Here is a 12091-nt window from a genome sequence, read left to right on the forward strand (position 1 = left end):
CTTCAGGCGGCGGGGCTGATGGTGACCTTGACGTGCTTCATGATCGGCTGGTCGCTCTGGGTGCTGTAGTCGCCGAGTGCGCACAGCACGTTCATCTCGGGCATGTAGCCGGCCGCGCAGCCGCGAGGGATGTTGTAGGGGACGGCGAGGTAGCCGCTGAGGGACCGCTGACTGCCGTCCTTCGCGGTGCTCGTGATGTCGACCGGGCCGAGGTCGGTGATGCCGCGCTCGCGCATGTCGGCCCGGTTCATGAAGACGAGCGTGCGCAGGTTCTTGATGCCGCGGTAGCGATCGTTGTCGGAGTAGATGGTGGTGTTCCACTGGTCGTGGGACCGCACGGTGCCCAGCGCCAGGGTGCCGGGAGCCGGGACGACGTCGGGCAGTGCGGCGGTGGAGAACTCGGCGCGTCCGGACGGGGTGAGGAAGACCAGTTCACGAGCGGGCTGCTTGATGCGGAAGCCGAGCGGCAGGCGCACGCGGCGGTTGAAGTCCTCGAAGCCGTCGAGGACCTTGGCCATGGTGTCGCGGATGCGGTCGTAGTCCTCGACGTACCGCTCCCAGGGCGTGGCGCTGTCGGGCAGGGCGGCCCGGGCCATGCCGGCGATGATGGCCGGCTCGGACAGCAGGTGCGAGGAGGCGGGGCGCTTCATCCCGATCGAGAGGTGGACCATGCTCATCGAGTCCTCGACGGACGTGCTCTGGATGCCCTTGCGTTGATGGTCCTTCTCGGTACGGCCGAGGCACGGCAGGATGAGGGCCTGGCGGCCGTGGACGACGTGGCTGCGGTTCAGCTTGGTGCTCACCTGGACGGTGAGGTCGCAGTTGCGCAGCGCTGCGTAGGTGTACGGGGTGTCCGGCGCAGCGAGGGCGAAGTTGCCGCCCATGCCGACGAACACCTTCACATCGCCGCTGTGCATCGCCTTGATCGTGTGGACGGTGTCCAGGCCGTGCTCACGGGGCGGCTCGATATCGCAGACCTCGGCGAGGCGGTCCAGGAACTCGTCGGTGGGGCGGTGGTCGATGCCGCAGGTGCGGTTGCCCTGGACGTTGCTGTGCCCTCGTACGGGGGAGGGGCCCGCTCCTTCGCGTCCCAGATTGCCGCGCAGCAGAAGCAGGTTGACGATCTCCCGGACGGTGTCGACGCCGTGCTCGTGCTGGCTGATGCCCAGGCACCAGCTGACGATGCTTCGGTCGGCCTCGCCGTACACGCGCGCCGCTTTGAGGATGTCGGCGCGGCTCAGCCCGGACTGGTTCTCGATCTCCTCCCACGAAGTGGCCTCGCACAACGCGCGGTATTCCTCGAAGCCGGCGGTGTGGCGGTCGATGAACTCCTGGTCCAGAGCCTTGGGGTCGGATTCGGACTGCTCCAGGATCGCCTTGGCCATGCCGCGCAGCAGGGCCATGTCGCCGCCGATGCGGGGCTGCAGGTTCAGCGTGCTGGTGCGGGTCGTCTTGAAGAGGGCCATGTCCGTGAAGTCGTGCGGGACGATGGTACGTGTGGCCGCCGCCTCGACGAGCGGATTGATGTGCACGATCTGGGCGCCGCGGTGGTAGGCCTCGGCGAGGGCGGTGAGCATCCGAGGCGCGTTGGAGGCGGCGTTGACGCCCAGGATGAACAGCGCGTCGGCCGCCTCCCAGTCCTTGAGGTCGACGGTCCCCTTGCTGGTTCCCAGGGACGCCTGGAGGGCGCGGCCGCTGGCCTCGTGGCACATGTTGGAGCAGTCCGGCAGGTTGTTGGTGCCCAGTTCACGGGCCATCAACTGGTAGAGGAACGTAGCCTCGTTGCCGAGCCGGCCGGAGGTGTAGTACGACGCCTGATTGGGGTTGTCGAGGCCGCGCAGGGTACGGCCGACCACCTCGAACGCGTCTTTCCAGCTGATCGGGACGTAGTGGTCCGTATCGGGGTCGTAGACCATCGGTTCGGTCAACCGCCCCTGGTTCTCCAGGTCGTAGTCGCTCCACCCGGCCAGCTCCGTCACCGAGTGCGCGGCAAAGAACTCGCGCCCGACCCGCTTGCGGGTCATCTCCCAGGTGACGTGCTTGATCCCGTTCTCGCAGATGTCCAGGTGCAGACCCTTGGTGTCGTCCGGCCACGCGCAGCCCGGACAGTCGAACCCGGTGTTCTCGTGGTTCATCCGCATGATCGCCCGCGGCCCGTCCACCAGCGCACCCTCGCGCACCAGGAAACGGGTCACGCTCTTGGCCGCGCCCCAGCCTGCGGCGGGATGGTGGTAGGGGTGAAACTCTGGATCCTCCTCGGGGGTGGGTCCCACGCGGGGCTCCAGGGGTTCCTGTTCGTCAGTGTTGGCGCTCAAGACTCTCAACCCTTCCACCATGCGTGCATGAGTGGATAGAACGGCACTTTCGGGCAGGCTATGCCCGCTGGTACCCGCTCGCCATTCGACCTTTGGGAGACTGGGCGGTGCCGGATGTTCCGGTAGGGGTGTGCCGCCGCGCTGCACCCCGGTTCACGCGCGGCTACTCTGCTTTTTGTTTAACCTCGCCGGGTCACCTGACCTGCTGATCTTGCCTTGTTTCTGAGACAGCAGGACGGCCGTTCTTCACGCTTCGAGGTGTCGAGCAACGTCGCGTGAAGGAACGGCCGCTGTGAAGAGTCTGGCCCCTGCAGGTCCCGCTGACGCAGCACTGAGCGTGCTGTCCCACTTTCGTGTCGAGTTCTACGACTGCCTCTACTCCCGTGCGGATGCGCTCTTCGAGCTGACCGACGCAGTGCTGTGCGCGGACGGTCCGGTGACGTCGCTGGCCGAGCTGACGCTGACGGCCGAGCACCGGCGCGGGCACGGGGCGATGTACGACGCGGTCAACCACGGCTGGCTGGAACCACGCCGCCTGCGCAGGCTCCTCGCCTCCACACCGCTGCCGCGTGCCGCCGACGGGCGGATCGTCCTCGCGGTCGATGTGAGCAACTGGCTGCGTCCCGACGCCCCGACCAGCCCGGACCTGCTGTTCTGCCATGTCTACGGGCGAGGCCGCAGCGCCGACCAGTTCATCCCCGGCTGGCCCTACTCCTTCGTCGCCGCCCTGGAAACAGGACGCACATCGTGGACCGCTGTGCTGGACGCGATCCGCCTGGGCCCTGCCGACGACGCCACGGCGGTGACTGCCGCCCAACTCCGCGACGTCTTCACCCGGCTCCTGCGAGCCGGCCAGTGGAAGCCCGGTGACCAGGACATTCTCATCGTCATGGACTCCGGCTACGACGTCACCCGCCTCGCCTACGTCCTGGCGGACCTGCCCGTCGAGCTGGTCGGCCGGCTGCGCTCGGACCGGGTGATGCTCCGTGACGCCGGACCGCGCCGTTCCACTCCGCGCGGCGGGCAGCCCCGCAAGCACGGCGGTGTCCTCACCTTCTCCAAGCCGGACTCCTGGCACACCCCCGACCAGGCCACCACCTGCACCACCACCCGCTACGGCACGGCCGAAACCCTCGCCTGGGACCGGATGCATCCCCGCCTGACCACCCGCGGCCCCTGGCTCGACCACTGCGGTGAACTCCCCCTGATCCACGGCACGTTGATCCGGCTGAAGGTCGAGCACCTGCCCGGCGACCGCGACCCGAAACCGGTCTGGCTGTGGTCCTCACGCACCGCGATGACCAGCACGGACGTCGACCTGCGCTGGCAGGCATTCCTGCGGCGCTTCGACCTGGAGCACACCTTCCGGCTGTTCAAGCAGACCCTCGGCTGGACCGTCCCCAAGGTCCGCGACCCACACACCGCCGACCTGTGGACCTGGCTGATCATCGCCGCCCACACCCAACTCCGCCTCGCCCGACCGCTCGCCGAGGACCTCCGCCGCCCCTGGGAACGGCCAGCCGAACCCCGCCGTCTCACCCCCGCCCGCGTCCGCCGGGGGTTCCGCCACCTCCGCGCGAAGACCGCCCGTCCCGCAGGAGTGCCCAAACCCTCCCGGCCCGGCCCCGGACGCCCACCCGGCTCCAAGAACCGCAGGCCAGCCCCACGGCACGAACCCGGGAAGACCGTGAAACGAGCCGAAACCCTCACCGAACACGTCCGCCTGAAACAGCAGCGAGGTTAAAGATCAAGCTCTGACACTGTTCCCCTTTATTGCTTTTGCGCCTTAGTATCCGTCGTCGGGAGTGTCATGGCCGTGTCCCAGCCCGTCGTCACGCCTCCCTCCAGGGCAGCGGTCCTCCCGGTGGCCACCATGGCCCCCGGTGGTGAGGCCATCGCGTGCGAGGGGCTCCAGGATCTGGCGGGTCCGACCCGTTCCGTGGCGTTCCGTTCGACCCGGCCGGCCCGGGGCTCGCCGCCGTCGACGGACTGCGCGCACGGTCGTCGAACCCGGTGCTGAGTCTGCCCGCCGAGCCGCGCGACTGTCCCGACGCGGTCAGCCGGGCTCTGACATCGCTGCGACTGGCCGGGATCGACGGCCCGTACACGCTCCCGCTCGGCACCGACGAGTACCGTGCGGTCAGCGAGACCTCCGACCACGGCTGTCCGATCGCGGCTCACCTCGACCGGATGCCGGACGGTGCCCGGTCTGAACGCCGGCCCTCAGCGGTGCCTTCGTCCTGTCCACCCGCGGCGGCGACTTCGAACTGAGCCTCGGCCAGAACGTGGCGATCGGCCGCACCGGGCACGACGTGAGCGGTGTCGAGCTGTACGTCCACGAGACGCTGACGTACACGGACGAGGCCGTCGTCGTACTGGAAGCGTGACACCCTTCACTGAGCTGCCGAGGCATCACTCTCGAGGCCCCATGAACCACTGGCTGATGCTTTCCGCCGTTCCCCGACTCGCGGGCGCGGCGGTCGTCGGAGTGGTCGTCGGAGCGGTCGTCGGCGTCCTGACCCACCCACCCCTGGGAATCCTCGCCGGGATCGCCGCGGCGGAAATGTTCTTCGTCGTGACTGGGTGGATCGCCTTGTGGCCCATGGACGCCGCCACCACCCATCGCAACGTCCGGCGCGAGGAGTTCCGGCCCGTCGTCGAGGAACTCGCCGTCGTCGTGGCCGCCGTGTGCGGACTGGTCAGCATCGTGGCGCTGCTTCTGGTCGGCCACTCGGGCCTGAGCCACGCCGCGGCCGCGACGGCGCTCTGCGGCGTGTTCATGGCCTGGGCGGCACTCCACCTGATGTACGCCGCCCGCTACGCGTACATCTACTACCTGCCACCCGGGGGCGGGATCGACTTCAACACCGACGACCCGCCGCGGTACAGTGACTTCCTCTACTTCAGCTACAACCTCGGCATGACCTATCAGGTCTCCGACACCGACGTCTCCAGTTCCACGATCCGCGCGGTCGCCCTCCGGCACTGCCTGCTCTCCTATGTCTTCGGCGCCAGCATCCTGGCCACCACCATCAACCTTGTCGCCGGAATCGTCACGGGCTGACACGAGTGCGGTCCCGTACGGTCAACGGTCCAGCGCCTTGACCGCATAGTTTCGCCAAGTTGGTGGCTCCGTCTCGCTATTCTGCACAGCGTGATCAACTCATACGCGAGCTTTGACGATGCCGGGGTCGCGATAGCTGGCGCACGTGCCGGCGCGGATGTGGTGCGCACCATGTACGGACAGCGGCTCACTCGCATCGACAAGAGTGCTGGGGACTTCGCCACCGCCGCCGATGTGGAGGCTGAGAAGACGATCCTCGGCGTCATCCGTGCCGCTCGGCCCGATGATGCGGTACTCGGCGAGGAAGGCGGGCAGCACGGTGCGACCGACGCCGTGCGCCAGTGGTTGGTGGATCCCTTGTGCGGCACGCTGAACTACGCCGTGGGCAACATGTTGGTGGCCGTCAACGTGGCGCTGCGCAACGGGGCGGCGGCGGTCGCCGACCCGTTCAGCGGCGAGGTCTTCTTCACCGACGGTGAGACCGCCTGGGTGCGTCACGACGGGGCCGATGCGCAGTTGGCGCCCACGCCCGCTACCCGGCTGGTGGACGTCAACCTGGATCCGCCGTTCCCGAGTGCGCCCGGCTTCCGGGCCGTGGACCTGCTGGCCCACCCCGAGTTCGTCGAGCGGTTCCGGCCGCGTGTCGTGTCCACGACGCTGGCGTTGGCCTGGGTCGCGGCCGGCAAGCGCGCCGCGTACGTCACTGATGGCGGTGACCTGTCCGGGAGCGTGCATTTCGCCGCTGGCATCGCTGTGTGCCGGGCCGCCGGCTGTGTAGTCACTGGGATCGACGGCGCCCCGATCGGCCCGGCCGGCCGCGGACTTGTGGTGGCCGCTGACGCCGAAACTCACGGGCTGCTGATGTCGATGATGCGCAGGCGCAGCTAAGGGGTTAAGGGGTGTCCCGTAGTCCCTGGCGGGACAGCCCCCTTCGTTCGATGCGGCCGACGGCACCACACCGCCGGCCGAGTCCCTGACGGCCTCATGCTCGATCGTTGTCTCGCTCACTTGGCGTCTCTCCCCTGATCAGCAGATCCGCCGTTGATTGGACACCCCCGCGCACCTCATGCTCGACCGCCTCGGATTCACACCCTGGTATTGCCGTCCTGCTCGGCTTCGAGCCAGCCCAGCCGGGCCGCCTGGAAGCCCAGCTGCATGCGATTGTGCACCTTCGCGACGTCCATCAGGTACCGGATCCGGCGCTGCACCGTCCGCAGGGAAATGCGCAGTTGGGTGGCGATCGCTTGGTCGGTGAGGCCGGCCAGCGACAGGCTGAGGATTTGTGCATCCAGGTCATCGATGGCGGGCGCGTTCCCCAAGGTAACTGCAGTGGTGACAAATTGCGTCGCCTTCTCCCATTCGGACTCGAACAGTGCTATTAGCGCGTCGAGCAGGCTGCTCTCGTGTAGGAGCAGGGCTCCCGACTTTGCGGCATTGGCTGAACCGATGAGCGGAACAATGGCGAACTCGCGGTCCACGATGAAGAGTTTCAGTGGCAGCGTCTCAGTGATTCGGACCTCCTCTCCTGCGGCCCGCGCCTGGACGATCTCGTCGAACGACGGGGCTCCCCCGTCGAGCATCGCGCTTTCGAGTATCACGCGGTAACGGACACCGCGCGCCATGACCGAGCCGTCGGTCAGGTTGCCGGTCGAAAAGACCGGCGCCTTCGCGAAATTCATGACCTCTTTCCGTGCGCCGAGTTGTATGCGTCCGACGCGCTCGCGGATGGCCTCGCTGCCGTGGATCACGTCGACGACGTCCGCGACGCCGCGCCCGAGGGTGGCCGCGCGATAGATCTCGTCGAGGGAGTCGAGTTCGAGTTCCGCCAGCTTGAGCTCGTTCTGTCGCTGGACCAGGACGGCCCGTAGTGCCGCCGCCGGCGGGGAGGCCACGAACCGGGTGGTGTCCCCGAGGCTGCGCGCGGCGAGCCCACGGTCTTCGAGGATGCCGAGGACGCGCACCACCTGGCGGGCGTCGCAGCCGACGAGTTCGGCGAGTTCGGCGGGAGTGGCGGAGGCTACCGAGATCAGCGTGTGGTAGGTCTCTGCCTCTTCGGGGGTCAGCCCCAGCACGTCTGACAGCATGATGTTCCTCCACGAAATCGCGAGAGACGGCCGGGGCGAAACTCACGTCTCGCCCCGGCCATGACCCCCTCCGGGTTGGTTCACCGCTTCAGCGGTTCACCTCAGCGCAGTTGGTACGCCTTGGGAATCGTCTGCTTGACGGTGTCCCCCGCACTGTCGGTCGCGGTGATCCGCAGTCCGACTCCTCCGGGAGCCTCGTCACGCTTCGGGTGCTTGATTTGCGCGGTGAACGTGTTCTGCCCGTCGGCCTTGGTCATTGCCGGCTGCCAGGTCTTGCCACCGTCGACGCTGGCCTCGACCCGCAGCTCGGTCACGGTCGGTGGCTTGCTGAGCCGATCCTGGTAGTAGCCGGTGACGGTGACGCGGTGGGTGCCGTCGGCCTTGGCGGTGTTGTCCAGATCCAGGCCCAGGTTGTACCGCAGGAAGATCAACGGCTCCGGTCGGCACATACCTGGATCCTTGACGATGGCGTCCGCGATGCACGGCTGCGACGTCGGCGCGTCAGGCTTGGTCGGCCGGTCGGACATGTACTCCCACACGGTCTTGACCCCGTTGGTTTCCGCCTCGAACGAGTATCGGGCTGATTGCGTAGGCAGGTCATACGTGATGACGTCAGCACTACCGCAACCCGCCACCGCAAGCACCGCTACGGCTGTCAGCGCCGCCAGGTTCACTGTCCGGCGCCACCTCGATGGCGCGGTCGCGTTCATCGGACCGGTCTCCTTTCTCGCTTCGGTCATCACCGCTTGCTCCCCGACACCAGGTCCGGCGCGTTGCCGGGCTCGCCGAGCTGGAAGGCGAACTCGAGCGGGACGAGCCGTTGCTCGAGTTCGTCGCCGGCCTGGTTGGAGAGGCTGACGTCGCAGGTGGTACAGGTTTGCATCCCATAGAGGAGCGGGAACAATGGCGTTTCGTTGACCATGCCGATCACGGCCTGGCGACCGCCTCCGCTGCCGGTCAGGTACATGGTTGGCCAGAAACGGTCGGCCTCCCGGCAGCCGGCGCACGGCAGGCCGGTGCTGGTGGTGAAGCCCGACTTGGTGCGGACCTGGGGCACCGCGCCGGGCAGGGACGGACCCGCGTTCCAGTCGATCGTGTTCTTCCTGTCGAGCGCCAGGTCCTGAGTTTCGCCCTGGCCCGTTCCACTCAGCGCGGACGGCGCGATGTAATGCCTGGTGGCCAGCTCAAATGTGTCGACCGCGTTGTCGTCCCGCGTGACCCACGTGGTGAGCTGCCGTTGGCTGGCCGGCTTGGGCATGTCCATCTCCACTACAACCGGGCCGGCGTCGGTGGTCCGGCTCCAGCCGAAGTAGGTAGTCACCCCGGGCCGGTCAGCGTGGATACGGTGGTCGACACGGTCGAGCTCCTCGGGCAGGACCTTGTACGGCAGGCTGGCGGGAATCCGACCGCTGGTGCTGAACGCCAGCGCGTAGCTCTTCGACACCTCGCTGTTGCCGCCGAGTTCGACCTGGACGCCGGAACTCGCCCCGCCCCCGATCCGCCGGATCAGCGTGGCGGCCTCGGCCGGGGATACGGTCACGATCGGCAACGCTGCGTACGGTTCGACCGGCGGGCAGCTGTCCGGATCACTGTTCTCGCACTTGTAGTTCCGGGTCCCGTACGACTCCAGGGTGACCCGATCGGTCCCGCCGGCCACCAGCACCCCGACCGCACCCGCCGCGGCAGCCGCCGCCACTCGCTCACGGAGTGCGGTGAAGTTGCAGGTCGTCGTGCAGATGTCGGTCGGCCGCAACAGCACCAGCGCACCCTTCGCGTCGACCTTGGCGAGCTCCTCGGCCGAGCCGGTGCCTGCGTAGACCACGGGCTTCTGCCCGTTGGTGGGCAGTCGGGGGATCGTCAACCGCACGGAGCGGACCCGGTTCTTCCCGTCTTCCTTCCACCCCTGGCCCCCGCCGTGGATGGAGTTGTCCGGCGTCGCGTAGCGGGCGTCCAGGTCGAAGGAGTCACCGTTTCCCGTGACCTTCATCGTTACTGACGGCGGTACCAGGACATGGCGGCTGTTGAAGGTGAGCGTGCCGAGGCTCACCTCGCTGGTCGGCAGTACCCACCAGTTCGGTTCACCGGGACCGTATTCGGTGCCCACCCCTCCGCCAAGCCCCCAATTGCTGTCCACAGAGGTCCGCTGGTATTTGAAGGCCGCGCGGTATGTCTCCGTCGGCTCCGGGGCGTTCACCCTGACCGGCTTGGCCTTCCGCAAGTCCAGCTCCACCGTGGTCGCCCCGGTGATCTGCACCTGCGGTGCCATCGGTGCGGCCCGGTGCAGCTCACCGGCCGCGTCCCGCCACGACATCGCGAGGCCCGCCGCGACCGTGCCGGCGAAGACCCTGGCCTTGACCGTCTCGCCACCCGGTGCCACCAGCGGGTCCTCGTAAAGGCCCAGCTTGTCCTCGTTCATCGGGACGATCAGCGCGTTGCCGTACCGGATGTCGGTGGCGCCGGCCGGAGGAATGACCTTGATGGTCAGGTCGTGACGGATCGGCTCCAAGAACGCCGAGAGCCGCGACGTTCCCAGCGTCGTCCCCGTACTGTCCTTGGCGGTCAGGGCGCCTGTGTATCCGCCGTACTGCCCGGCATCGTCCACCCCCTTGCCGTCCAGGGTCACCGTCACGTCGGCCGACCCCTTGGCGGGCACGGTCACCTGGTTGGCGCTGAGCGTGAGCAGCCCCGCCGGCGCGGGCTTGCCCGAGGAGGAGGCCGAGGCGGAAAGCGTGAGCGTGATCGGCTCGTCGGTCCAGTTGGTGTAGGTGACCGTCCTGGACGCCGACGAGTGCGGGTATTCGAGTCGGCCGAAGCTCAGGTTCCCGTCCGGGATGATCTTCGGATCGATCGCACGGGCCACGTCCACCCGGCCGGCGCCCTGCGCGTACACGTCGTGCCCGAGGTCCTTGGCGGTGGCCATCAGCAGCGCCTTGATCTGCCGCCCGGTGAAGTCCGGGTGCTGCTGGGCGATGATCGCCGCGGCACCGGCCATATGGGGGGTGGCCATGGAAGTGCCACTGGCGGTCGTGTAGTAGTCGTCCACGGGCTTGCCCATCGCGGTGCCCTTGGCCCGGGCTGCGGTGATGGCGACGCCCGGAGCCGCGATGTCCGGCTTGGCCCCGCCGTCCCCGATCCGAGGCCCGCGGCTGGAGAAGGGGGCCATCTGGTCGCTCTTGTCCACGGCCGCGACCGTCAGCGCCTCGTCGGCAGAACCTGGCGACCCGACCGTCTTGGCGCCGGGGCCGTTGTTGCCCGCGGCGATGACGAACAGGGTGCCGTAGTCCTTGCTGAGCTTGTTGACCGACTGGCTCAGCGCGTCCGTTCCGTCGGAGGGCGGGCCACCGAGGCTCATGTTCACCACATCGGCACCGGACTTGGCGGCCCACTCCATGCCGGCGATGACCGCGTCGCCGGCGCACGAGCCGTCCGGACCGCAGACTCTGCCGATGAGCAGCTTCGCACCGGGCGCCACACCGCGACGCAGCCCGTCGGAGGCCTTTCCGGTGCCGGCGATCGTGGACGCCACATGGGTACCGTGTCCGTGTTCGTCCACCGGACCCTTCGGGCTGTTGGTGAAGTCAACCGCCTCGGCGATCCGGTCGGCAAGATCGGGGTGGGTGGCATCGATGCCACTGTCCAGCACCGCGACCTTCACGTTCGAACCGTCATAGCCGCGGCTCCAGGCGGCGGGCGCGCCGATCTGCGGTACGGACTTGTCGAGCTGAATCTTCGTCAGCTCGTTCAGCCACACCTTTTTCACTCCGGCCAGCGGGCCGGCGGCCCGAGCGGCGGAGGCGGACTTGCCGGCGTTATTCTCCCGTACCTCTCGCCACCACTGGCCGTTGCCCTTGATGGTCATCGAGCGGGCGTTGATGCTCTTCAGGACGTTCTTCGCCTTGGTACCGTCAGCGGTCGGCGCCGTCCGAGCGCCGATCTTTTCGGAGTACGCGGCGATCGCCGGGACCTCACCGGTCGTACCCTTGGCCGCCCAGTCGGCCAGCTTGGCTAGGTTGAAGAGCTCCCAGTCCAGCAGGTCGGCACGGAGCAGCGGCAACGCGTCGTCCGGTACGACGTAGAGCTGGCCGTTCCTGGTGACGGTTTGGAAGACTACCGACTCGTTCCCGGGCCGCTTCGCCGGCTCGATCTCGTGGACGACCGGCTTTCCGTCCGCGGTGATACCGATCTGCACCTTGTCGCCGGTCACCAGCGTCAGCGACAGCTTTGCCTGAGTTCCGGCGGCAGCGCGGAGAAGGTCGCCGCCGACCGAAGCGGGCTGGATCTGGTTGAGGGCTGCAGGGGTAGAGGGAGCTGGGGTTGGGCTGGCAGCAACCGCCGAGGGGGTCGATATGACCATCCCGAGGATGGTGATGCCGGCGACCGAGGCGGCCAGTCGGCGCCCAAAACGCCTCATCGCCAGGCCTCCTGAGATGCCGTTCTTTCGGTTTCGCCGTGAATATGGCGAGGGGGATGCATAAGTGCCTCCTGCTCGTCGCGACAAAGAAGTCCTTGCCGTATCAGCAGATACTTTCGGGCTCAGCACCGACCGAGGCAACTGATTGAGCGTGGCGGATTTCTTCCATGTCACAAACCCGCCACAGCAATTGGCCGGGAAATCGGCGAGGAACGCC

9 protein-coding genes are annotated in these 12091 nt (G+C 67.8%); 5 read left to right on the plus strand and 4 right to left on the minus strand.

The features are described from left to right. Positions 1-2: 2 nt before the first annotated feature. Positions 3-2336: an FdhF/YdeP family oxidoreductase gene (locus OG972_RS37900; protein ID WP_266989282.1), complete on the minus strand. Its 2334-nt coding sequence runs from the start codon at positions 2334-2336 to the stop codon at positions 3-5. Positions 2337-2646: 310 nt separating this feature from the next. Here OG972_RS37900 and OG972_RS37905 point away from each other — a divergent pair, with 310 nt between their 5' ends. The 5 genes from OG972_RS37905 to OG972_RS37920 all read left to right on the plus strand — a co-directional run bounded on the left by OG972_RS37905 (position 2647) and on the right by OG972_RS37920 (position 6267). After that, positions 2647-4059, plus strand: a complete 1413-nt coding sequence (locus tag OG972_RS37905; RefSeq protein WP_323135952.1) for an NF041680 family putative transposase — start codon at positions 2647-2649, stop codon at positions 4057-4059. Positions 4060-4214: 155 nt separating this feature from the next. Further along, positions 4215-4586, plus strand: coding sequence for an encapsulin (locus OG972_RS49340; RefSeq protein WP_323135925.1), 372 nt, complete (start codon positions 4215-4217; stop codon positions 4584-4586). Beyond that, a complete protein-coding gene (locus OG972_RS49345) occupies positions 4583-4702 on the plus strand; it encodes a hypothetical protein (protein WP_323135962.1) in 120 nt (39 codons plus the stop codon). Before OG972_RS49340 ends, OG972_RS49345 begins: the two co-directional genes overlap by 4 nt. 41 nt (positions 4703-4743) lie before the next feature. Then, positions 4744-5379: a DUF1345 domain-containing protein gene (locus OG972_RS37915; RefSeq protein ID WP_266989284.1), complete on the plus strand. Its 636-nt coding sequence runs from the start codon at positions 4744-4746 to the stop codon at positions 5377-5379. A 90-nt stretch (positions 5380-5469) separates the two neighbouring features. Next, positions 5470-6267 (plus strand): inositol monophosphatase family protein, encoded by a 798-nt coding sequence (locus OG972_RS37920; protein ID WP_266989286.1) that lies wholly within the window; start codon positions 5470-5472, stop codon positions 6265-6267. A 197-nt stretch (positions 6268-6464) separates the two neighbouring features. Here the strand turns inward: OG972_RS37920 and OG972_RS37925 are convergent, their stop codons facing one another. The 3 genes from OG972_RS37925 to OG972_RS37935 form a co-directional block, all read right to left on the minus strand. Further along, complete coding sequence (locus OG972_RS37925) at positions 6465-7463, minus strand: helix-turn-helix domain-containing protein (RefSeq protein WP_266989288.1); 999 nt, start codon at positions 7461-7463, stop codon at positions 6465-6467. A gap of 101 nt (positions 7464-7564) precedes the next feature. Continuing rightward, the gene (locus tag OG972_RS37930) at positions 7565-8203 is read right to left on the minus strand and encodes a hypothetical protein (RefSeq protein ID WP_266989290.1); all 639 of its coding nucleotides are present in this window, start codon (positions 8201-8203) and stop codon (positions 7565-7567) included. Beyond that, complete coding sequence (locus tag OG972_RS37935; RefSeq protein WP_266989292.1) at positions 8203-11874, minus strand: S8 family serine peptidase; 3672 nt, start codon at positions 11872-11874, stop codon at positions 8203-8205. The genes OG972_RS37930 and OG972_RS37935 overlap by 1 nt, the downstream gene beginning before the upstream one ends. Between the last annotated feature and the right edge of the window lie 217 nt (positions 11875-12091).

It is taken from the genome of Streptomyces sp. NBC_01669 (genome assembly GCF_026339735.1).
Lineage (GTDB): Bacteria > Actinomycetota > Actinomycetes > Streptomycetales > Streptomycetaceae > Streptomyces > Streptomyces yanii.

Bases quoted from the DNA above. Each gene is read 5' to 3' on its own strand.
- OG972_RS37930 (WP_266989290.1), bottom strand. From the start codon at position 8,203: ATGACCGAAGCGAGAAAGGAGACCGGTCCGATGAACGCGACCGCGCCA.
- OG972_RS37925 (WP_266989288.1), bottom strand. From the start codon at position 7,463: ATGCTGTCAGACGTGCTGGGGCTGACCCCCGAAGAGGCAGAGACCTAC.
- OG972_RS37935 (WP_266989292.1), bottom strand. From the start codon at position 11,874: ATGAGGCGTTTTGGGCGCCGACTGGCCGCCTCGGTCGCCGGCATCACC.
- OG972_RS37900 (WP_266989282.1), bottom strand. From the start codon at position 2,336: ATGGTGGAAGGGTTGAGAGTCTTGAGCGCCAACACTGACGAACAGGAA.
- OG972_RS37915 (WP_266989284.1), top strand. From the start codon at position 4,744: ATGAACCACTGGCTGATGCTTTCCGCCGTTCCCCGACTCGCGGGCGCG.